Origin of the sequence: Halolactibacillus halophilus (assembly GCF_900115605.1) — a bacterium.
GTDB lineage: Bacteria > Bacillota > Bacilli > Bacillales > Amphibacillaceae > Halolactibacillus > Halolactibacillus halophilus.
On the sequence record NZ_FOXC01000019.1, the window covers coordinates 1 to 23,864 of the forward strand.

The following is a 23,864-nucleotide window of genomic DNA, read 5'->3' on the forward strand; positions in this document are numbered from 1 at the left end:
TGATGTTCAGGCGAAATGTCAATAGCCTTTACTACACTTAACATTGTAGCAAAGGCTATTTGTCGTGCCGACCTACCTTATGGATTGGCGCTTACGAAACGCCGGTTTAGCTGTTTTTATTTTAGTGATCAATTAAGTGAACATTTGCGGCTTCAATTTTCTCTGCCGCTGACTTTTCTACAACGTGATCCGTAATAATCGTATCAATCTCTTCTAACGTCGCAAAGGATGAAATAGAGTTTGTATTAAACTTTGAATGGTCTAAGAGAGCGACGACATGTTTCGCTCTTTGGACCATGTTTTTCTTTAAGTCGGTCTCATAGAAGTTAAAGTCGGTTAAGCCACTCTCACAGGAAAACCCACTTGATGAAGTAAACAATAAGTCAATGTTATTTAACATATCCATCGCTTGAATACCAACCGAACCTTCTAACGCCATCGAACCAGGTCTTAAAATCCCACCAATTAAAATTACATTAAAGTACGGGTTTTCTTTTAATTCAATCGCACTCGACATCCCGTTAGTCATAATCGTGAGTTTCATATTGAGTTGTTTCATTTCTTTTGCCAGCTCTAAGGCTGTTGTACTGGCATCAAGTAAAATGCAGCTCTTATCTTCAATCAGTGATAGGGCGCGTTTTGCGATGATTTGCTTTTCTTTTAAATTTGTCTCTGACCGCTTCTTAAAACTGCCTGTCGGTGTCGTTTGTTCTTTCATAATCGCCCCGCCATGTGTGCGTGTCAGTAAACCTTCCTTTTCCATTTCCTTTAGATCGGTGCGCAGTGTCACTTCAGAAACATCAAGTTCCTCAGAGAGTTGTTTCACTGTGACCCGTTTTCTTTCCTGAATAAGGTTATGGATATGAACACGTCGTTCTTTTGTGAATCGTTTTGTCATTTTGTCACCTCTTAAGCGCGGACCTTACGGTCCTGTGTTTGTTTATATTTATTGTAACGTCCATTAATGAAATAATAAGTCAGCTATTGTAACGGCTTGTGGTATAAATATGAGTCGTTCAAGTTATGTCCATTATACCATTGATTGTTGCTTCATGTGAAAGGTATCTGTCTTTTGCCGGTTTCAGTTTAACATGTATAGCGCTAAAAACGAAAATAATATGTCAATACCATAAGTTATCGAAAGATAACGAAAAAAATATTTACATAAACGAAATGTAATGATATATTAAAATCATAAAACGAAACCAAACGAAAGTAGGTAATAATGAATGAAGGTAGCTATCGCAAGTGATGCTGAAAGTTTTTTTATGAAACGGGAAATGAACCGCTATTTACGCCCAGCGGCGCTTCAGATAAATAATTTAGGCAGTCAGACACAAACAAAAACGTCACTCAAACAATCGCAACAAGAAATGATTGAAGCACTACAAACTGGCACCGTAGACCGTGGTATTCTTCTAGTGACATCAGATAAAGCTGTCACCTTTAACCAAGCATGTATCCGTGCGGTGCATGGTTTAGATCATGCTGCGGAAATAGTGGATGAGGATGTCAACCTATTAATCATGGTGACAGATAAAATGACTAAAAAAGCAATGGTCGAAACGATGCTTACTTTCTTAGCCGTCGCTGATTTTGATACACCGGCTAATTCTTCATTAAAACCAGCGTTTGTTAGTGAAGCGGCTGTTGATACGAACCAGGTGAGAACTTGTGATTAAAGCTCTTGCCTTAGAAATCCTACAAATTAGTGAACAAGCGGCTATTGCAAGCTTCCCTTTTATCGGAAGTGGTGATAAAAACGGCGCTGATGATGCCGCAACAACAGTGATGCGTGCCGGTTTAAATGCTTTACCGATTGATGCGAAAGTGGTGATTGGTGAAGGGGAATTAGATGAAGCACCAATGCTACAGATTAATGAACAATTAGGTCAAGGTGGCCTCTCAGTAGACATTGCGGTGGACCCGATTGAAGGGACGGTGCTGACGGTTAATAACCAAAGTAACGCCTTAACGACGTTAGCCCTCGCACCGCGCGGCACGTTACTTCATGCGCCAGATATGTATATGGAAAAACTAGCCGTTGGTCCAAACGGAAAAGAAGCTGTTGATATAAACTTATCGATTGAGACAAACCTGCAAAACTTAAGTAGCGCTTTAAATAAACCGCTAACGGCATTAAATGTCGCGATTCAAAACCGGCCGAGACATGAAGCGCTTATTAATCGCATCCGCATGTGCGGGGCCAAAGTTCAACTCTTTGATGAGGGAGATGTGACTTATGCGCTCGCTACCGCCATGGAACAGACCGGGATTGATCTCTTTATCGGCACCGGCGGTGCACCAGAAGGTGTCGTCGCAGCCGTTGGGCTCAAGTGTCTCGGTGGTAAAATGCAAGGGAAACTAAAACCGGTCTCGGATGAACAAGTGAATCGTTGTTTTTTAATGGGTGTGACTGATTTAGATAAAACACTCGAACATAGTGACTTAGTCAGTAGTGATGACTGTATCTTTGTCGGTACCGGGATCACCGATAGTATCCTTATGAAAGGCGTAAAGCTAGCTAAAGACACTGTCTATCAGACAGAATCACTGTTACTTTCAAGTCAAGACCAACATAGCCGGTTGATTAAAGCGAGCTACCTTAAAAGTGCTGTGACGTCTCTATCATTAACCTCGTAATAGATAGGCTTGTCTTTTTTTAGAATGAAAGCCATTATATAAACGGACGAAGAAAAAGCTGATGATACTCATACTGAGACTAATCAGCTTTTTTATTTATGATAATCGCGATGGTCTTTTTAACGCAAGTATATATTTAATGAACGGAAGTGCAGATGAGTTGACTTATTTATTAGAAGTTTTATAATTGACCTATCAACAGTTGACTTATCATATATGGAGGTGGATGTGATGACTCACAATCACACAGAGCTGTTCTTTTTATTAAAACAAGTGGATTTACAACTGACCCAGTTATTCGACGATAAGCTTAATATTAGTTTAACCCGCTATGAAATCATGCGTCTACTTGATCATAAAAAAGCTGTCACACAGACATACTTACAGCGTAAACTAATGATTAACCAAGCGGCGATTACTCGGCATGTGAAAGTACTTGAAGAAAAAGACTTACTAACCCGCATGCGTAATCCAGATAATAACCGGGAAGTGCTTGTGACTGTAACACCAGAAGGACAAGCTTTACTTAGTCAGTGCGAATTAAGTAAAGCGACAATGATGCAGCAACTGTTTGACAATTATACAGGTGAAGACATTGATTTTGTGATTGACTTCTTAACAACCTTAAAACGTTCATCACGTCAGATGCTTGACCAAGAGGAGGAATAATTATGACACATAACTTTGTAAACAATGATTTTTATAACATTTTAGACGGGCGCCGTTCAATCCGTGTCTATGATGAAACAGTAAAGATACCAAAAGAAGAAATGAGCGCGATGATTAAAGAAGCCGCAAAAGCGCCATCATCAGTTAATATGCAGCCGTGGCGGATGGTCGTCGTTGAAAGTGATGAAGCAAAAGCGACACTAAAACCTTTGATTCGCTTTAACACGAGACAAAACGATACCTCAAGTGCGATGATACTCATCTTTGGTGATTTGGAATGCTATAAGTACGGTGAAATGATTTATGATCAAGCGGTCAGTGAAGGGTTAATGCCTAAAGAAGTACGTGACCAACAACTTGAAACAATTGTCCCGCTTTATGAGAGCTTACCGACAAATGCCATGAACGACCTTGTAAAAGTTGATTCAAGTTTACTTGCGATGCAACTGATGTTAGTCGCGCGTGCATATGGATATGATACAAATCCTATCGGTGGATTTGAAGCTGATCAATTAGCGGAGGCTTTTGATCTCGATCCCAAACGTTATGTGCCCGTCACGATTCTTTCAATTGGTAAAGCGAAAGAATCAGGGTATGAGTCAGTTAGACTGGCGCCTGAAGTTATCACGGAGTGGAAATAATAGCTAAAGTAAGTGCACGAGTAATTGAGAGATAGATAAAGAGTCATAGAGTCAATCAAAGCGAAAAGCTTTCTTTTTAGGGAGCTTTTCGCTTTTTCGTTGAGAAATTAACTCGGTAAAACTTCGCACACCTAATAGGCTAACGTCTATTTAAGCCATAGATGTCGTAAACCAGGCTAAAGGTGTCCCGTGTTCATTTATCCAAACATGATATAAGCTATCTAAAATAATACGCTTTAGCTACCCACTTTTGATAAGCGACAGTCATGACCTGGGTCTCAATTATATAACTAGATAGATGGCGGATAAAACTAAGCAAAATAAGCGATCCATCACTTGATCGATAACACAAGCTAAAAGATATAAAACCTCATGTTCGTCTTGTCAGGTTACTAAGGAAGCGGTAATCTAGTAGATAGTATAAAAGTGACAATCGCAAAGGGAGGAACAAAAATGTACCGCGTGATTCATCAATTAAAAGAACGAAACTTTGACCGAACCATCACAAAGAGTGAAAAAGCCGTACTCGACTATTTAGAAGCGCATTTTAACCAGGTGCCAAATTACACAGTTGTTAAAATCGCCAGAGAAAGTTATACGTCTCAAGCCACGATTAATCGCACCGCTAAATTACTTGGATTTAAAGGCTTTAGTGAACTTAAGTATGCGATTAAAGAAGATGTGGATATACTCTCAAGTGAAACACACACCTATATTAGAAATACCGAATACATCCTCTCCAAAATCAATTTTTCACAAGTAGATACGCTGGTAAAACATTTGTATCAACACCGGAGAACGATTCTTATCTTTGGTTTAGGTGCTTCTAGTGTCTCTGCACAATATATGGCCAGACAATTTTTATACTTCGGGATCCCAGCGATTGTTGTCTCTGAACTTCAAATGTTGAATCAATTTAAAGGCTATACCTTACTAATCCTCTCAAGCTCCGGTGAAACGCAGCGCTGCCTTCAGATGCTTGAGAATGCTAAACGCGCTGATATGTATATTCTATCGATTACTAAAAAAGATTCCTCCATTAGTGAGAATAGTATGTATAGCTTTGTTCACGATGTCCCAGTAGATAAAATGAATAGTATCTCCCGGGAACAACAATTACATATCATTTTAATGATTAATGAAGTCATCAACAAACTTAAACTCAATGACTTTAATCATTGATTAGACATTGACTGACATAACCAAAAAGAATTCTTTCTCACAGGAAGTTAAAGAATTCTTTTTATTTTGGATAATTATCCACCTCTTTGAAACACACAAGTGAATGTAAGCGCTATACTAAGAATGTAATCAAACACATAAGGGGGACATCATGAGCCGAGATATTAAGATTTTAATGCATACACATTGGGATAGGGAGTGGTACTTTACTAAAGATGAAACGAAGGTGTTATTAAGAAATCACATGCAAGATGTTATGGACTATTTAGAAGACAATCCTGAAACGATTTATATTTTAGATGGTCAAAGTGTGATGATTGATGACTACTTAGAACTTGAACCAACTGAAGAACCACGGTTAAAACGACTGATTCAATCAGGTAACTTGCGCGTTGGACCATGGTACACCCAAACCGATCTGTTACTTGTTCATGGTGAATCTATTTTTAGAAACCTCTATTACGGAATTAAACGGGCCCGAGAATTCGGTGAACCAATGCTTGTCGGTTATGCGCCAGATACATTTGGCCATGCGAGTCAAATGCCGCAAATCTATCAACAGTTCGGGATTGAATCCACTTTCTTTTGGCGCGGATTTAGCGAGCTTAAAGCAGAGAAGTCAGACTTTTTATGGGAAGGTGTTGATGGCACACGGATTTTTGGTATCAACCTAGCAACAGGTTACCAAGGAGCCAAGTACTTAGAAAGTGATCCCAAGTTATTAAGTGAGAGAATGGCGAAGTTAATGCACGTTTTAGATACGTATTCCGCTTCTAATAGCCGACTCATTATGAATGGTCACGATCAAATGCCGCTGCAACGTGATATTAAACAGGTGATGACGGAGATAGAAAAGCTGTATCCAGAAGATAACGTCTCACTGACCGATTTTGAAGGGTACCTTCAAGGACTAAATAAAGATGAACTTGAGATTGTTAGGGGTGAGCTGACCGATAGTAAGCATGCCCGGATTCACCGAACAATCGGCTCAACGCGGATGGACATTAAATTATTAAACAATGAAATTGAAACGAAGCTGTATCACACCTTAGAGCCACTTGCCGTTATTGGTGAACGTGTTGGGATTCCTTATCCACATGGTGTCGTTGAAAGAATTGCCAAATTATTATTCGGCGCCCATGCACATGACTCGATTGGTGGTTGTAACAGTGATAGTGTCAATCAGGATATTAAACAGCGCCTGATTAACGCTAAAGAAATGGTTGATACCCAAATTGAACTGCATTTAAGATTACTCACAATGGCGAATAAAGCAACAAACAATACAATTGTCATCGTGAACCCATCACCAGAAAAGCGTGCTGGTGAAATGGTCTCACTCGAGCTGATTACCCGGACAAAGAACTTTGATCTGTATGATGAGTCAGGGCAACAGGTTGATTACGTTCTAGATCATCAACAAAGTGAAGATGCCGGTTTAATTGACCGTCAAGTGGCGGCAAGACTGAAAGATATTACCGTCTACCGCACGAACATTTATGTGAAAGTGGATGAGATGCGCGGATTATCTGCCCGTTACTTCACGTATGAAGAAGTTGAAACAAAAAGAGCTGAAGTAAAACAAACGAAAAATGCGATGATTAAAAATGATTTTGGTCAGTTGTTCATTGAAGACAATCAATTACATTACCGCCATAAGAAAACGAATCGTGTCTATCACAATGTACTCTCAATTGAAAATAGTGGCGATGCGGGTGATAGTTATGATTACTCACCACCGGTGACCGATTGGGTACTGAACACTCAGGCAGAAGCTGACTTGTCGTTTACGATTGAAAAGACAGCGCTATCAGAAGTCATCAAGCTTACACTCGCTTTTAGCGTGCCAAGTAATCAAACCGAACGAGAAAATAAACAAACAACCGCGCGTGTAGAATTTACCGGAACGTGCCGCTTATTTGAAAACGACCCAAAAGTCTACGTTGAACTGAATCACACCAATACAACCGCTGACAGTCGTTACCGACTAGTCTTTCGTACAGGTATCATCACTGATGAGGTAAAAGTTGATGGTTATTTATCTGACCAACTAAAACCGGTCTATTTATCGGAACCGTTAGCTATCTGGGAACAAGATAACTGGGTTGAAAAACCTGTCAGTATTGAAACGATGCAAAGCTACCTGTCTTTAAAAAGAGATCATCAATTCAATCTCTACACTAAAGGACTAAAAGAATATGAAGTTGTTGATGGGAACGCGTATGTTACCTTGTTTAGAACATTTTCGCATCTAGGTAAACGAAACCTTATCAATCGCCCTGGTCGCCCGTCAGGTATTGAAATCAAAACACCAGACAATCAACTAAAAGACACAAGCTTTACGTTTAACTGTGCGTTTGATTTTGAACAAATCGAGACACAAAATAAACAGGCAAACCGTTATCTTACACCACTTATTGGTTATCAGCGTAAGGAATTTAATCGCTTTAATCTTAATCCAAGACCAAAGGTGAAACTAGACGACACTGACGTGACCCTTAACTTAGGGCAATGTGTGGTCTCAGCCGTCAAATGTACCGAAGACAATCAGTTATTGATTCGGTTATATAATCCGATGGACCAACCGGATACACTAACGCTTCCTGAAGGTTCAAAGCGTGCGAATGCGATGGAAGAACCGCTTCAAGACGTCAAAGAAGTAACAGTAAAACCACAAGAAATTATGCAGTTTATTATCCATCAATAATAAGAAAAGAGGCAGTTATATGACAAACTTTAAAAAGAATTTCCAAAGCTTCGGTAAGTCGCTCTTATTCCCAATCAGTTTACTGTCATTTATGGCGATTTTCCTTGGGCTTGCCGCCGCACTACAAAATCCAAATATTATTGAGTTTATGCCATTTTTAGATAATACCTTACTACAAAACATTTTAGGAATGATTAGAAAAATATCCGCTTTACCATTCGGTTATTTACCGCTCTTATTCGCCATGTCGATTCCTTTAGGTATGGTCAAACGTGATAAAGAAGTGGCTGTGTATGCCGGTGCAGTAGGCTATATTGCGATGCTGATCGGAATGAACTACTTCCTCTCGCTTCAAGGTTATACAGCGGAGACAACATCGATTAATTACTTAATGGATACTGAAGGCTTAAGCCAAGTCGATGCGACGTTACTCAATGCCCGCTTTACGAGTACACTTGGGATCTTTGTTTATAACACCAACGTGATTGGTGGTATTATCGCTGGTTTAATGGGCGTTTTCTTACACAATAAATTTAGACAAACAGAATTACATGCGGCACTAACATTTTATAGTGGTAAACGCTTCGTCCCAATTATCTCAGCTTTAGTTATGGTTGTGGTCGGGATTGCGTTAACCTTTGTTTGGCCGGTTGTGAACGCTGGGATTGTTAGTATGGGTGAATTAATCAGTGAAACAGGACTGTTTGGTACTTTCCTTTATGGTTTCACCGAAAAAATTATTAACCCAACCGGCTTACACCATATTTTAAATCAAACGTTTAGATTTACTGCTCTTGGTGGGGTAGAAAATATTGATGGCAATTCACTTGTCGGTGCCCTACAGATTTACTTGTATCAATTAGATAACAACTTACCATTCTCAACCGATGCGACGCGTTTCTTAGCACAAGGTAAGATTCTGCACATGGTGTTTGGTATGCCAGCGGCGGTGCTTGCGATTTACCGCATGGCATTACCAGAAAAACGTGAAAAAGTTTTAAAGTTCTTCCTAGCTGGTTTAACTGCCGTTATTTTAACGGGTATTACTGAACCAATTGAATTTACCTTTATCTTTATTTCACCAGTCCTTTGGGTGGTCAATGCCATCTTTGCGGGGCTATCATTCATCGTTCCAGCCATTTTCGATGCTGGGATTGGTAATATTCAAGGGGGGATCATTGACTGGTTAGTCTTTGGTGTCTTCCAAGGACTTGAAACAAAATGGTATATCTACTTGATTGCCGGACCGATTTTCTTTGCGATGTATTACTTCAGTTATACCTTTATCATCCGTAAGTTTAACGTCTTAACGATTGGTCGCAAGAAGACTGACTTTGAAGATAATGAAGAAGATGATACAGAAGACGTGCCAGTAAAAGAACAGGACCGTAAAATGGCTGAAAACGTGATTGAAGGTTTAGGTGGTCTTTCCAATATTGTTGATGTCGATAACTGTATTAGCCGCTTACGTGTAGAAGTAAAAAATGGTGACCTTGTTAAAGAAGAGTATTTAAAGAAAACGAATCCCAATGGTATTGTGCGTCCGGATGCTAATACGGTACACGTTGTCTATGGTGGCCGGGTCTCTAAGATGCGCAACATTGTTGATAACTATATGTATGAACAAAAAGCTTAGTAATAAGCAGTAAGGCCAAAATATACATGATTTTAGTAGGTTCAAGCAGTGAATGGCTGGTTAACCCAGTCGTTCACTAATAAAAATAGAAAAGGGATGTTGATGATGAAAAAGAATAATATTGTACTCGTTGGTGGCGGTTCTACATGGACGCCAGGTATTTTAAAAGCAATGACGACACATTTAGACCAGTTTGCTCTAAACCGGGTTGTGTTATATGATGTGAACGAAGAGCGCCAAGAAGTGATTGGTGAGTTTGCGAAGATTCTCTTTAAAGAAGAAGCACCAGAAGTAGAGGTTTCTTATACAACTGACGCTGAAGTCGCTTATAAAGATGTTGATTTTGTCTTTTGCCAGATGCGTACGGGTGGCTTTGATATGCGTGAAAAAGATGAAAAGATTCCACTCGAGCACGGTGTGATTGGTCAAGAAACATGCGGACCTGGTGGCTTTAGTTACGGTCTTCGTTCGATTCGTGATATGGAAGAAATGGTACGTGACGTGCGCCGGTTAAGCCCAGATGCCTGGATTTTAAACTATACCAATCCAGCGGCGATTGTTGCCTTAGCACTCGATAAGATTTTCCCTAAAGAAGACAAGATCTTAAATATTTGTGATCAGCCGGTGAATTTACTCCGGTCGTATTCAAAACTGATTGATCATGATGTGAATAAATTAGAACCGGTTTACTTTGGTCTTAATCACTTCGGTTGGTTTACGCATATCTATGATGAAACAGGACGTGACCGTGCGCCTGAATTAAAAGAGATTATCTCAAATGGTGGTTTCCGCCCCGTTGACGCAGAACAACGCGATCAATCATGGCTTGAGACGTATGCGATGGTTGAAGATATGTTGAAAGACTTCCCTGATTATTTACCGAATACCTATTTACAATATTACCTCTATCCAGAGTATAAAGTGAAAAAACTAGATCCAAATTGGACGCGTACAGATGAGGTAAGAGCAGGGCGTGAGAAGAAAGTCTTCGCAGAATGTCGTCGTATTGTCGATAACGGAACCGCAAGTGACTCAAAAGTCGTTCATAACGATGCCCATGGTGACATGATGGTGGAAGTGGCCGCATCGATTGCCAATAATGAGCGTAAAACGTTCATCGTAATGGTAAGAAATGAAGGTATTATCGCAAATCTACCGAATGATAGTATGGTGGAAGTGGCAGCGACGCTTGGTGTGAACGGCCCACAACCGTATGCGGTTGGAGAAATTGATACCTTTTATAAAGGCTTAATTGAAAACCAACATGCGTTTGAAAAGCTTACCGTTGAAGCTTATATGGAAGGCTCATATACAAAAGCACTTCAAGCCTTAACGCTTAACCGTACGGTTGTGGATGCGAAGAAAGCTCGGATTGTACTTGATGCCTTAATTGAAGCAAACAAAGATTACTGGCCAACATTAAACTAATAGGTGAAAGAGACAAAAGAGTATGGCACACATTCGTCATACTCTTTTGATTTAGAAAGGAATGAAACATATGCGCATCTTGACAGCGATTGATTCATTTAAAGGGTCGATGACAAGTAAAGAAGCAAACAAAGTGGTGAAAGAGACTTTAACAGATCATGACGTCGTTAGTTTTACTGTTGCTGATGGTGGGGAAGGAACGGTTCAAGCGTTTGTTGAGGCTGAAGGTGGAGACTATATCAAGCGCCCAATCACCAATGTCAATGGTAAGACAGTGTTAGGAACGTGGGGCTTTGTGAAAGAAAGTCAGACAGCTGTGATTGAAGTGGCGGAAGCGGCAGGAATTATTCAAGCAGATAAAACGACGTTTCATCCACGTCATCATACGAGTTTTGGTGTCGGCGAACAAATTAGCCAAGCACTTGATTACGGAGCTAAAACGATTATTTTAGGACTCGGTGGTAGTGCCACGGTCGATGGTGGGATCGGGATGATGATGGCACTTGGCGTAGAATTTTTAGATGAAGCAAATCAAGCACTACCCATACTCCCAGTTGATTTAAGTCAGGTGAAAAAGATGCAGACAGAGGGGTTAGATTCTCGGGTGAAAGATGTTAACTGGTTAATCGCAAGTGACGTTACTAATCCGTTACTAGGTCGTAACGGGGCGACGCATGTATTTGGTCCGCAAAAAGGCTTCTCACAAGAAGAACTTATAGAACAAGAACGTGCCATGAGGCAGTTTAGCCAAGTAGTAAAAGACACATTACACGTGTCTTGTGCTGATATGCCCGGTGCAGGAGCAGCTGGTGGGATTGGGTTTAGTTGTTACAGCTTTTTCGGGGCAACGTTTCAAAGTGGTCTCAGTCTTTTAAGTGAGCGCGGGAAACTAAAAGAAAAATTGCGCGCAGTTGATTTAGTTATTACAGGTGAGGGGAAGTTTGATAGTCAGTCTCTCGCAGGGAAAGTCCCAATTGGGATCAGTCGACTAGCTAAAGAGCAAGGCATACCGACAGTAGTCTTTGCTGGTAAGATTGAACAAGGTTTAACCTCATTAAAAGAGGAAAACATTTTAGTGACATTGCCGATTGTAAACGAGCCAATGACACTTGAAACAGCCATCGTAAATGGTCCAAGCCTATTAAAAGAGGCGCTCGAAAGGTTTCAACAAATACTGCGGTTGACAATTTAGAAAATGAATAAGGAGATTATCTGCATGTTTTAATTCCTATCTGCATATAATACTGATAAAAATATGCAGATAAAAGGAATGACCTAGTAGTTTTTGTTTAGCAACGATTTTTAAGCCTCAGCTCTTGCATTTTCAGAATAGCCTGATATAATCAAACTAACAAGAAGAGTAATTGAATCAAGCCTTCAAGGGGAGCTGATAACCGTCAGCTGAGAGTAAGTATCGATACTTAGACCCTCTGAACCTGTTAGTTAATACTAGCGTAGGGATGGTGGCTTTTTTGATGGCGTTTTAAGTAATGTTAGGGTCCTCCATCAGGAAGCATCCCTTGGCATTGCTTTTTTTGTTGCACAAATTTCAAGGAGGAATGTTTGATGCAATCAAAACGTACATTATTTATCATTGAGGTCGCGATATTTTCAGCGCTGGCGCTGATTTTAGACCTCGTCCCGTTCTTATCATTTAAAGTTTGGGCCCAAGGAGGTTCGATTTCTTTTGCGATGATTCCGGTGTTCATTATGAGTTATCGCTGGGGACTTAAAGGCGGGTTACTTTCAGGCTTACTACTCGGAGTCTTACAGATTGTTTCGGGTACTGCTTGGATTGCCCATCCAATTCAAGGGCTTCTAGACTATCCGATTGCCTTTACCGTATTAGGTTTTGCGGGACTGTTTAAAAACCAAGCGGCACAGGCTTTACAGAACGGTTCAAGAGGAAGTTTTGTAAAGTGGGTCATTGTTGGCGTCTCACTTGGCAGTACGCTTCGTTTTGTCAGTCATTATTTAGCCGGCGTTGTCTTTTTTGATTCTTTGATTGATGGGATGAATATTTGGCTTTACTCATTTGTTTATAATGCGTCATATATTATTCCGTCGGCAATTATTAATATTATCGCGGTGGCGTTTCTCTTTAGTAAGCGACCATCACTCGTTAAAAAACCGATGCGTCACGCAGCTTAATGGACCCTTAGCACGTGATAACGGAAAAAGTTACAAAAAACAAACAGCGTGTCGACCGATTTTTTGGTCGACACGCTGTTTTTAATTATGATTCAATTAAATCATGGACTCTATTGATCTCGTCTTCAGTGACAATGTAATAATAAATACCGTTGATCATCGTGCCAGACCCCTGCATTTGATAGTCTTCAAAGTTTGAAGCTGTCTGGCGATAGTCTTGGAACAGTGAAGTCATATCACTAAAAGTCATATTGGTACTGACATTGTCACCAAGCACATCAAGTAAATCAGAAATGCGGGTGATGTTCTCAATTTTAGCTCCTTCAGCTACAATCCCTTCAATGACTTTACGCTGACGTTCTGTCCGGCCAAAGTCACCGCGCGGGTCTTCTTTTCTCATCCGGACAAAATTCATTGTTTCAGGCCCTGTTAAAGTAATATCCCCTAACGGGAAAGTATCGCCACCTTGTGAGAAAGCTAGCTCATTATTTACCGTAATAGGACCAACTAAGTCAACGAGTTCTGCCATCCCGTCCATATTCACTCGCGCAAAGTAATCAATATCAATATCTAAAAAGCTTTCAACTGTTTCAATCGCCATATCCGGACCACCAAACGCATGGGCATGGTTAATCTTATCTTCTTCCCCGCGACCCACAATCGTCACCCGCGTATCACGCGGAATACTGACGAGTTGAATCTTGTCTTCATTAGGGTTTAAGGTCATCACAATTATTGCGTCAGATCGGCCACTGACCGACGACTCTGAGTCAATACCGAGTAAGAGTATATTGATATTGTCTTTATTTTCGATTTTTTCTTTTGTCTTTTCGGTATCAATCACATGATCTGAAACCTGTTCATGCATATTATCATCGATGTTATTTTTGACTTCAGTATATAAATGAAAACCATAACCAACGATAGAGACTAATAAGATGAGTAAGATAATAATGGGGGTTAAAATCCACCATTTCTTTTTATTTTTTTTCTTGTTTGCATGATTCTTTTCCATATTAAAACTTCTTTCTGTGACATATTTTTCTTTCTAGTAGTAAGATTATAACAAATATTGTGTAATTCACAAGCATTATTAAGTAATTCTCATGTAACTTTCATGATTGCTAGGAAGCTGTATACTGCTTACGGTAGTCTGAGGCGGTCATATTGGTATATTTGAGAAAGTTACGGTTAAAGGTGCGTAGTGTTTCATAACCACACTGACGGGAAATCTCTGTGATGGTTAACCCACTGTGGGTGAGCTTATTTCTTGCTTGGTAAATACGGTATTGGTTTAAGTAATCCGTAAACGAGAGTGACGTCATCTGTTTAAAAACTTGCGAGATATAGGCGTAATCGTAGCCTAATAGGGTGGAGATTGCTTTTAAAGAACAAGACTTATCATAATGGTCTTCCACATATAATAAGAGCTCATGCAAGAGCGTTGTATTGACTGTCACTTGTTTTTCGGTAAAGTTTGACTGACTGATCAGTTGAGATAGTATGTCATAAAGAAAAGCTTTTTGGTGATAGATGGTCCTAAGTTCGCTTAGCTTAGGTAACATTCGATAATCAATCACAGGAGAAGTCGCCAGTCGGTCTTTATATTGCTGATCAAAGTCGCTGATTAAATCATTGGAGAATAACACAATGGTCACCGTTGTATCGTTCACTGATGTAATACGGTGCATTTGATGACTATGAATAAACAGAAGTTGTTCTTTTTTAACCGTGTAGCTTGTGTTGTTGACATCAACTTCAATCACACCATCATGAACGATTAAACATTCATATGCCGCATGAAAGTGAGAAGGAAACTGCAGGTTATGGACGTGATCATATAAAAAGGTTGCTGGATTCGTCAACCCGTGGGTTTGAAAGAAAACCATGTTAATCCCTCCCAAAAAGTTTTAAAAAAGTGTTTCTTTTCATTATACTATAGTCAGACGTTTATGGTTGAAAAAAGACAGAAAAAGAGCGAACTATTCTATTAGACGTCGACATATTCAAAAAAGTGACATGTTTTTATGAAAGAAATGTTGAGCGAAGGGCTAGGCACTTATTTGGTTAGATGGTAGTATGAATATAGGTAAAAATGAAAAAGGTGGTGGGGATGTTGAGCGTACTTGATTATATAATGGAACAAAGTGCTAGCGTCTCTCTTTTTATCCAGCTCATTATTCTTGTCATACTCGTTGTTCTGTTAAGAAAAACCACTCAATTAGTTGATTATAAATACATAGTAACGATTAATACGCTTAATGAACGATACGAACATATCCTAACAACACGTATCGCTACGATAAATAATCAAGCCAGTGACTGCTCACTTCAAGACTATCTCTTAGATAGACAACCAACGGTTTATCACGGAGAAGTTACCAACAATCAACTGGTGATTGATAAAGAGCATCGTCAATACACCTTGTCTAAACGAGAATTGGAACCGTTCTTCTTTGCGCTCAGCCAGATCAAAACAGTTATACAATCAAAAAGTCCTCATCGACGGCCGTACTTGATGTTAGAGATGCAAAATCCGCTTCTTTTAGTGTCGCTCATTGACAAAAATCAGTGGGACCAGCTTGAACACGTATTTACAAGAAAACAACTGGCACCGGTTGTCTATTTAGCCGTGCGACAGGTTGAGTTAGCCTGGGACCAACTGTTGGTCACAGATCAACTCTATGTTCGCGATGTGTTTAAAGATTATGGTCGAAGTGGTATGGAGAAATTAGCGGTCTATTTAACAAGACGTGAACGCCGGGTATTAAAAGCGTTAGAGAAAAAAATAAGAACAAACTAATACACCTGTTTCTACTAAGGTATTTAAAAAGAAACAAGCACCTCTTGGTAATGACCGTTGAGGGCTTGTTTCTTTTTGGTTTACATATTGTTAAGCTCTTCTAAACGTGCTTGTGCATCTTCGTAGTGAACATCTGAGTCAATGACTTTTTCAAACTCGATCTTAGCCATGTCATAGTATTCAATCTCAAAGAATTTTTCTCCGTCTTTAAATGCTTGACGCGAGGTGATCATTTCACTGTTATTTGTCCGCGCTTCAGCTGCTTTTTCTGGGACACCGTCAAGTTCGATGATTTCAAAATCAGTCAGGGTATTGCTGTAAGTGTTAACATCAAGGTCACCACTCATGAAACTTTCTGAGAGTGCATCCACTTCTGTGATTAACTTTTCAGCAGTCTCTGCTTTAATGGTGTCAATCTCTTCTTTTGTTAAGTCAGCGTCAGTTAAAGCTGTAAGCGCCCCGTTGATTTCAAAATAATGGCCATCTTCAATCATCGTATTAATCTCTTGTTGTTTCTCATCAGCGACCGTTACGTCTTCTGTGTTATCTGACGTTGATGCGTCATCTGTATCAGCTTGGCATCCAACAACGAGAAGTGCGACGGCAAGTAATGCGAGGAGTTTTTTCATATACTTCCCTTCTTTCTATTTTTGTCTGTTTTCTAGTATAGCATAATCGCATTGATTTATTAATGATTTAGCTAATCGTTGGAATAGTAAAAATATTGGGAGTTTTTTTATAAATCGAATAATGACTAATCGGATGTTTCAACGCTATATATTCATCAGGAAAATATATGCCAAAAAACCTACGGATATGGTAAACTAAGGGTAACGAACCTAAGTAAGGAATAGATGGAGGCATAACCAATGAAACTGAACGTCGAACAACGTAAAATTGTCGAATTAGAACCGACCGGTCACATGTCAGTCAAAGGCGTGGCTGGCTCAGGAAAAACAAGTGTCGCTATTCGACGGTTAGCTTTTCTACAAGAGCATTATTGCTTTGAACCAGATGATAAGATATTGCTTGTGACATATAATAAAACGTTACTTAATTTCATCCAGCACCAGTTTAAACAACTGGAAGAAGAAGCTGAGTATACATCATTTTTACGTGAACACGAAGCTGATATTACGATTACGACAATTGATAAGCTGATGTTTCACTATTTTAAAAAGCGAAGTGCCCGGTTAAACGTCACGCTTAAACCACTGACAAATAGGCGACAATTACTAAAGATATTAAATCAAGCCATCTTTGAGATGAAAGATGGCTTTCAAGACGTCAGTATCTTAAGTCCAAAATATCAGAACTTTTTGCATGATGAAATCCAGTGGATGAAAGCGTGTGATATTAACGATGTCGAAGTTTATCAGGACATTGACCGCATCAGCCGGGCAACGGGCAGTAAAGGGATGCCGCAAAAACTAACAAAAAACTCAGATACAAGAGCAGCCATCTTCTCCTTAAAAAACCACTATGATACGTTAATGGTTGATCACGGTTTTGTTGATTTTCCGTCATTAAATTTAATGGCCCTGCGTGAAGTAGAAGAGCACCAACCAGAACACTTCACCCATATTATTATTGATGAAAGTCAAGATTTAACGAAAGTCCAACTGATGTTTATCTCCCGGGTCCAAAACGATAAACCCCATCACTCAATCATGTTTGTCGCAGATAATACACAGAGTATTTATAACTTAAGCTGGCTCGGAAAAGGGCGCCCTTATACAACGATTGGTTATGATATGAGTGGCCGGTCACGGACATTGTCAAAGAACTACCGGACAACGACAGAAATTTCAAAGGCAGCCTATGGTTTAATTGAACATGACGAAGCGATTATGGGAAATGTTGATTTTGTTAAACCAGCGCTCATTGACCGTCATGGTCATGCGCCGATTTACCGGTACTTTAAAAATCATACGACTCACTTAGCGTTTTTAAAAGATGAGATCAATCAATTGATGGGTGATTATCACTATAAAGATATTTGTATTGTCGCCAAAGAAAAGCGCTTCTTAGAAGATATTGAACAGTATTTATCAGCTGAAGGTGTGCCGGTTCATCAGCTAAAAGTCCAGACACCTGATTTTGATAAAGATGCCGTTAAGTGCCTGACAATGCATTCGATTAAGGGGTTAGAATTTAAAGTGGTTATACTTGTTGACTTGGACGAAGGTGTGATCCCGAATTTTAAGTACACCGATATTGGTGATGAGGAGACGGTCAAGACAGAAGAGCGCAAGCTCTTTTATGTTGGCATGACCCGAGCGAATGACTTACTGTATATGACATCCGTCAAACAACCGTCCGCATTACTAAAAGAAATAAACTTGGAGCATTTGCGGATGTATCGCGATCAAAAAGTACGACCGTACCGAACCATTCAGATGATGAATTACCGCTTAACAGACCAAGTTGCTGATTTAAATAGTAAAGAAGAAAAAGTCCGCCAATGGATCATTAATGAATTAATTGGACGGTACAATTATCCAGAGCTCTTGCTGGAGCTTGAGTACCCAGTCCAACAGTTCTCAAAACAAGGTTATGTTGATGTGGCTGTTAATATCCATCATAACGGCGTGGAAAAACCATATATTTTCATTGAAACGAAAGCATTAGGAAGTGGAATTCAAGAGGGTTTAAATCAATTAAAAAGTTACCTCGGGACAAATAGTGACGTGAAGTACGGCGTTGTGACGGACGGGTTAGAACTTGTCGTGATTGATCCACGAGGTGAGAAAGTCTCAGACATTCCAAGCTGTCAGCCACAGTTCTATCCAGAAAAAGAGAATCATTATGTCTATCATAACTTTAGACAAGATAAATATTACGATGTCTTAGAAAACAAAGAAGACGAAGAATTAATGAATATTGTCGATCAAGTGACCCTACTAACCTTAAAAGAACCATTAATCAAGGTGCCAATTGTTGGTGATGTGGCAGCGGGCCTCCCAATCAGTGCAATTGAATATTATTCTGATACGTGCCGCTTACCAGCATCCTTTCTCATCCGGTCGAGTGAGACGTTTGCATTAACAGTTAAGGGTGACAGTATGATCAATGCCGGGATTGACCCAGGTGATACTGTTATTGTGCATCGTCAAGCTACAGCTGAAACGGGTGACATTGTCATTGCGGTCATTGATGATGAGGCGACAATGAAACGATATAACTCGATGGGCTCACAAGTGATTCTCCAATCAGAGAATCATGCCTACGAACCGATCTTAATGGACAGTGCAGATGTGTTGATTAACGGAAAAGTGATCGGTGTGTTAAAAGGAAAATGAGGATTAAGTATAAAGACCGCTCGTTGCCTATAAATGGGTGACGAGCGGTCTTTAATTAATTAAATGTACACAACAAGTAACGTGCATTGTTTATGAGTTTAGCTCAGTAAGTGAAAAGATGGAGACATACCGCTAGCTTTATCAGACAAAAGTTGTGAACAATTCGTGTTTTTGGTGATAAACAGGTGGAGATACCAATATATTTGTGATAAAATATACAAGGTTTTCCTAAAAAGAAGAAAAAATATCGATACTAGAAGGGGTTTTTTTACTATGCGCAGCTTAAAGCAAAAAATGTTACTGTTGTTTGGAACATTAACCTTAGTCATTTTAGTTGGAGTGATGGTCGTCAGCTATTATATGGCTTCAAACGAAATGGAAGAGATGTATTTAGATCAAGCGTTAAATGAAACGTTAAATGCATCAGAACTCTTTTTGAATGATAAATTTGGTGGGTTTGAAATTAGTCAAGGTGAATTAAAAGGGGTGATGGGCCAAGACAATGACGCGATCACGTCGACGCTTGATTTACTCAGTTTTCAATTAGAACGCGTGTTTACTTTGTTTGAATATCAAAATGATACGTTCACCCGTCAGTCAACGAGTATCATCGGTGAAGATGGCCAAAGAACGACCGGGACAGCGTTAGATAATGAAGCAGTAACTTCAACACTCCTTAATAATGAAAGTTATCTAGGGGAGTCGGTGATTGCTGGAACGGCTTATTATACGGCTTATCGCCCAGTGTTTAATCGTGATGGTGCTATCATCGGGGCGCTCTTTACCGGCGCACCAAAGGCTGAAATTGATGGGTTAATCGAGACGTATCTTTCACAGATGGGCCCTGTGTTTTTAACGGTCGGCCTGATTGCGATTACGGTTATGCTAGTCGTTGTGTATGTGTTGTCACGCTCACTCGTTGGTCCACTGAAGCAGTTGAAAATACTGGCCGCGCGACTTGGTGACAAAGACTTAACGGTTGACGTGCCAGATCAATATATGAAACGTCAAGATGAAATTGGGGCCATTGCCAGAGCCTTAATGGATACAACAACCGCACTTAAAACAATTATGCAGTCGATTCAAACCTCAGCTGCTAAAGTAAATGCATCAGCAAGTGTCGTAACAATGAATACGACGCAAACAGCCCAAGCATCAGATGATGTGGCCAATGCGATGAATGAAGTCGCAGATGGTGCCCAGTCACAAGCACAAGCAATTGAATCAGGTGCTGATAAAGGTCAATTACTTGGTGAGAAAATCAACCATAATGCGGAGATTATTACAGCGTTAACTGAATCAAATGGCGCAGTTAATACAGCAGTGAATGATGGTTTAAAAGAAATCAATGCCCTTGTATCACTATCAAAATCGAGTGAAAAAGAAACCCAAGCTATTGCCGAGAAAATTGAACAGACAAATAGTAGTGCAGAAGAAATATCAAAAGCGTCGCAAGTGATTGCGAGTATCGCTGAACAAACCAATCTGCTTGCCTTAAATGCAGCGATTGAATCAGCGCGTGCAGGCGAAGCGGGTAAAGGCTTTGCGGTTGTAGCGGATGAAATTAGAAAGCTAGCTGAGGACTCAACCACATCAACGGCGGAGATTGATCAAATTGTTGCGAATTTACAAGGTAATACGAGTGACGCGACTTTGAAAATGCGTGATGTGCTGCATAATTATCATCAACAGTCAGAAAAAATCAATCAAAATAAAGCCCAGTATGATGCGATCAATCAAGCCATTAACACGTCAAAACAACACATCAAATCACTCACTGACTCGGGTGAAGATATGGGTGTCTATAAAGATGAGATTCTTGAAGTGCTCGAGAACTTGTCAGCTATTGCCGAAGAAAATGCATCTTCAACAGAAGAAGTCTCAGCGTCAATGGAAGAACAATCCGCCTCACTGGATGAGATTAAATCACTTGGTGAGTCACTCCTAGCCTTAGCCGACGAGCTAGACCAAGAAGTGAAACAGTTTAAACTATAAATTTAATCAAGAACGGGCGCGCCTGAACAAAAAGACCAAGTACATTCATCGCATTGTCACGTGTCTCACGTTATAATGAAAAGAAAAAAGTAAGGGGGGATTTTGATGCGGCGCGTTATTTTTCATATTGATGAAGGAGAGAAATGGCCAATCACACTAAACAATGCGAGTAATATGACCGATTATGCGAGTGAAGATGTGATTATCTTAGTCAATGGACCAGCGATTGAAGGCTTGCGAAATACGAGTAAGGTAAGTGAACGAATACAAACGCTTCTCACAAAAGAAGTGAAAGTGAAAGCTTGTCTTGTCTCACTTGCAAATAAGGGTATCAGTCAAGCTGAGTTAATTGAAGGCGTGGAAATGGTCCCGTCAGGTGTTGTATATTTAAGCGATCAACAACATCACGGGGCAAGTTATATCAAACCATAACCTCAAGAACGAAAGTACAGCTAACCGTAAGGAGTGAAGTAATCACTTCTTGCGGTTTTTTAATGCCTTAAATTTGGCAACGAAAAATCTATAACCGGTATACCATATAGCGGTACAACATCAACGGAGTGTAAAGTGGTATGATGAAGAGAAGAAGGTGTGTATCCTTAGTACATTGGTTAAATAGACAGAAGTTCAGTCCTTCCACATTAATGTGGAAGAAAGATGTCATGGTTGAATGAGAAAGCGTTTACTATAATAAAAGAGTAAAAGGTAAAGGGGACATGGATATGAATAAAGCAGATGCGCGAAGATTTCAACTTTATAAGTTGTTAATGGAAGAATTAGATTACCGGCCGGCTAATTTTTTTAGTAACCAATTATCCGTCTCTACAAAAACGATTTACGATGATATTGCGTTTTTGAATAACATTATGGATGAGATAACTTGTATTGAGAAGATGCCTAGAAAGGGCTTATTGCTAATAGGTTCTGCTCAAGCAAAAGAAACTTTTGAGAAGAAATTAATCGAACTATTATCCCCCCATCATTTATCCTTTTCACCTGAAGAAAGACAGCGTGAGATTGTCAAACGCTTGTTTTTACAAAATGAACAGATGACTTACGAACAATTATCGGAAGACTATGTTGTCAGTGTGAGCTCACTAAGAAAAGATATGGAAGAAATTCAAACATTTTTAACTGGAAAAGATGTGAAATTGATATCAGACCATTTTGGTACACGTATTAGAGGAGAAGAAAAAGATATTCAACATGTGTTAAAACGTTATATCTTTTCATTGTTGGATGATACACCAATAGTAGATGTCGTCAAACGGATGTCTCTTCTAGAGCGTCTGGCAGACCAGTTTTTTTATCCGACCATCATTCAATTTGTTCATCAAGTATACGGTAATCTTGTTTCCAAAGCAGGGAGACCTTTAAGTGATTATTACAAAGATTCCATCTACATTAGTTTATTAATTTATGTGCAGCGCCTTTATATAGGCAGTCACTTCACAAAGAAAAAGCAAGTCTTTATTGAAAATGTTACCTATATGGAATCGTATTTAATCGCCGTAGAGCTTTCAGAAATGATGCATCATTCCCTGGGTTTAGTTTTAGAAAAACAAGATATTGAGTATTTATCAAGTTTATTATTTGCTCATGATATTAAACCTGGACTTGATATGCAACAAGTCAATCCGGAAAATAAGGTTATTGTTAAGAAATTGATTAGCAAAATGAGTCATATGTTAGAGGTAGACTTAAATCATGATTCACATTTATTTCATGTGCTGGTTGCCCATATGACAACGATGATTTACCGCTTGAAATTAGGCATTACGTTAACGAACCCGCTACTTGAAAGCATTAAACGCCAGTACAGTGTGCTATTTAATATTGTGTGGTATTTAATGAACGATGTCGAAGAAACGTATGATATTCAATTAAATGATCATGATATTTCTTTTCTTACCATCCATTTTCAAGTCGCCATCGAGAAAAAGATTCCAATGAATAAGATTTTGATTGTGTGTGAGAAAGCTTTAGCCACTTCAGAGTTGATTTACAATAGAATTAAACACGCACTACCAGCGACAAACATGATTGAAACGATTTCGCTCTCAGACTTTTATCAGAATAATTTAGATGAAGTAGATTTAATTATTTCATCTGTACCAATTGCTTATGAAAAGCAACCCGTTATTTATGTGTCACCATTAGTCACCGAGTCAGAAATGAAGAGTATTAGAAAGCAATATGATGAGATGAGTTTAAGTAAGATGATTCTCAAGCCAAGGTTAACCAAATCAAAAACAAAGTTAGAAAAATATCTCACAAAAGAATTTGTTTTTCTTAATAAAGCGTTTACAACAAAAGGCCAAGTTCTCGACTTTTTCTCAGCAGAAGCTTATCAACGGGGCTTAGTCACAGATGAATTTAAACAATCGCTTTATGAACGAGAAGCAATGGGGGAAACAAGCTTGTATACTGGCGTGGCGATACCGCATGCTTCGAGTCATACCTTAAGACAATCGTTTATCTCAATTGTCTCATTGACACATAAAATTCAGTGGGGGTCAAACAAAGTACAACTTATTATTTTTATTGGCGTGGCTGAGAAAGATATTAATGAGATTAAGGATGTGTTCGCAGAGCTTTATCAATTGGTTGAAAAAAAAGCCTATGTCGATCATTTAGTGTCAATCACGGATGCCAGTGACTTGCTGATGTTTATAAATGAAAATACGCTTATATAGATTGGAGTAAT

General features: G+C 39.4%; 19 protein-coding genes and 1 riboswitch. Of the genes, 15 read left to right on the top strand and 4 right to left on the bottom strand.

Features of this window, described 5'->3' with window-relative positions; all coding sequences use genetic code 11:
- Window positions 1-121: 121 nt before the first annotated feature.
- Entirely contained in the window at window positions 122-898 is a 777-nt protein-coding gene (locus BM098_RS07815; protein ID WP_089832115.1) for a DeoR/GlpR family DNA-binding transcription regulator, read from the bottom strand.
- Between the two features lie 331 nt (window positions 899-1,229).
- Here BM098_RS07815 and BM098_RS07820 point away from each other — a divergent pair, with 331 nt between their 5' ends.
- The 10 genes from BM098_RS07820 to thiT all read left to right on the top strand — a co-directional run bounded on the left by BM098_RS07820 (window position 1,230) and on the right by thiT (window position 13,057).
- Window positions 1,230-1,682, top strand: coding sequence for an RpiB/LacA/LacB family sugar-phosphate isomerase (locus BM098_RS07820; RefSeq protein WP_089832117.1), 453 nt, complete (start codon window positions 1,230-1,232; stop codon window positions 1,680-1,682).
- Complete coding sequence (gene glpX, locus BM098_RS07825; protein WP_234987451.1) at window positions 1,675-2,643, top strand: class II fructose-bisphosphatase; 969 nt, start codon at window positions 1,675-1,677, stop codon at window positions 2,641-2,643. The genes BM098_RS07820 and glpX overlap by 8 nt, the downstream gene beginning before the upstream one ends.
- Before the next feature lie 231 nt (window positions 2,644-2,874).
- A complete protein-coding gene (locus BM098_RS07830; RefSeq protein ID WP_159430146.1) occupies window positions 2,875-3,312 on the top strand; it encodes a MarR family transcriptional regulator in 438 nt (145 codons plus the stop codon).
- A 2-nt stretch (window positions 3,313-3,314) separates the two neighbouring features.
- The gene (locus BM098_RS07835; protein ID WP_089832120.1) at window positions 3,315-3,953 is read left to right on the top strand and encodes a nitroreductase family protein; all 639 of its coding nucleotides are present in this window, start codon (window positions 3,315-3,317) and stop codon (window positions 3,951-3,953) included.
- A 453-nt stretch (window positions 3,954-4,406) separates the two neighbouring features.
- A complete protein-coding gene (locus tag BM098_RS07840; RefSeq protein ID WP_089832122.1) occupies window positions 4,407-5,135 on the top strand; it encodes a MurR/RpiR family transcriptional regulator in 729 nt (242 codons plus the stop codon).
- Window positions 5,136-5,286: 151 nt separating this feature from the next.
- A complete protein-coding gene (locus tag BM098_RS07845) occupies window positions 5,287-7,842 on the top strand; it encodes a glycoside hydrolase family 38 N-terminal domain-containing protein (RefSeq protein WP_089832124.1) in 2,556 nt (851 codons plus the stop codon).
- A 19-nt stretch (window positions 7,843-7,861) separates the two neighbouring features.
- Entirely contained in the window at window positions 7,862-9,478 is a 1,617-nt protein-coding gene (locus tag BM098_RS07850; RefSeq protein WP_089832126.1) for a PTS transporter subunit EIIC, read from the top strand.
- 105 nt (window positions 9,479-9,583) lie between these two features.
- Window positions 9,584-10,906 carry a 6-phospho-alpha-glucosidase gene (locus BM098_RS07855; RefSeq protein ID WP_089832191.1) on the top strand — a complete coding sequence of 441 codons (1,323 nt, stop codon included), beginning with the start codon at window positions 9,584-9,586 and terminating at the stop codon, window positions 10,904-10,906.
- Window positions 10,907-10,976: 70 nt separating this feature from the next.
- Complete coding sequence (locus BM098_RS07860; RefSeq protein ID WP_159430147.1) at window positions 10,977-12,098, top strand: glycerate kinase family protein; 1,122 nt, start codon at window positions 10,977-10,979, stop codon at window positions 12,096-12,098.
- A 178-nt stretch (window positions 12,099-12,276) separates the two neighbouring features.
- Window positions 12,277-12,384: riboswitch (TPP riboswitch) on the top strand.
- An 88-nt stretch (window positions 12,385-12,472) separates the two neighbouring features.
- Window positions 12,473-13,057: an energy-coupled thiamine transporter ThiT gene (thiT, locus tag BM098_RS07865; RefSeq protein WP_089832130.1), complete on the top strand. Its 585-nt coding sequence runs from the start codon at window positions 12,473-12,475 to the stop codon at window positions 13,055-13,057.
- An 85-nt stretch (window positions 13,058-13,142) separates the two neighbouring features.
- On the opposite strand, the gene BM098_RS07870 is transcribed toward thiT, so the two are convergent.
- Window positions 13,143-14,072 (bottom strand): LCP family glycopolymer transferase, encoded by a 930-nt coding sequence (locus tag BM098_RS07870; RefSeq protein ID WP_089832132.1) that lies wholly within the window; start codon window positions 14,070-14,072, stop codon window positions 13,143-13,145.
- Between the two features lie 109 nt (window positions 14,073-14,181).
- The gene (locus BM098_RS07875; RefSeq protein WP_089832134.1) at window positions 14,182-14,946 is read right to left on the bottom strand and encodes a helix-turn-helix domain-containing protein; all 765 of its coding nucleotides are present in this window, start codon (window positions 14,944-14,946) and stop codon (window positions 14,182-14,184) included.
- Between the two features lie 227 nt (window positions 14,947-15,173).
- On the opposite strand from BM098_RS07875, the gene BM098_RS07880 reads away from it, so the two are divergent.
- Window positions 15,174-15,860 (top strand): hypothetical protein, encoded by a 687-nt coding sequence (locus tag BM098_RS07880; RefSeq protein WP_143423390.1) that lies wholly within the window; start codon window positions 15,174-15,176, stop codon window positions 15,858-15,860.
- A gap of 80 nt (window positions 15,861-15,940) precedes the next feature.
- Here the strand turns inward: BM098_RS07880 and BM098_RS07885 are convergent, their stop codons facing one another.
- Complete coding sequence (locus BM098_RS07885) at window positions 15,941-16,489, bottom strand: hypothetical protein (RefSeq protein ID WP_089832138.1); 549 nt, start codon at window positions 16,487-16,489, stop codon at window positions 15,941-15,943.
- Window positions 16,490-16,729: 240 nt separating this feature from the next.
- On the opposite strand from BM098_RS07885, the gene lexA reads away from it, so the two are divergent.
- From lexA to BM098_RS07905, 4 genes are all read left to right on the top strand, one after another.
- Complete coding sequence (gene lexA, locus BM098_RS07890) at window positions 16,730-19,162, top strand: transcriptional repressor LexA (protein WP_089832140.1); 2,433 nt, start codon at window positions 16,730-16,732, stop codon at window positions 19,160-19,162.
- A gap of 273 nt (window positions 19,163-19,435) precedes the next feature.
- Window positions 19,436-21,157 carry a methyl-accepting chemotaxis protein gene (locus tag BM098_RS07895; protein WP_089832142.1) on the top strand — a complete coding sequence of 574 codons (1,722 nt, stop codon included), beginning with the start codon at window positions 19,436-19,438 and terminating at the stop codon, window positions 21,155-21,157.
- A gap of 105 nt (window positions 21,158-21,262) precedes the next feature.
- Complete coding sequence (locus tag BM098_RS07900; protein WP_089832143.1) at window positions 21,263-21,589, top strand: DsrE family protein; 327 nt, start codon at window positions 21,263-21,265, stop codon at window positions 21,587-21,589.
- Window positions 21,590-21,879: 290 nt separating this feature from the next.
- Window positions 21,880-23,853, top strand: a complete 1,974-nt coding sequence (locus BM098_RS07905; RefSeq protein ID WP_159430148.1) for a BglG family transcription antiterminator — start codon at window positions 21,880-21,882, stop codon at window positions 23,851-23,853.
- The last annotated feature ends 11 nt before the right edge of the window (window positions 23,854-23,864 follow it).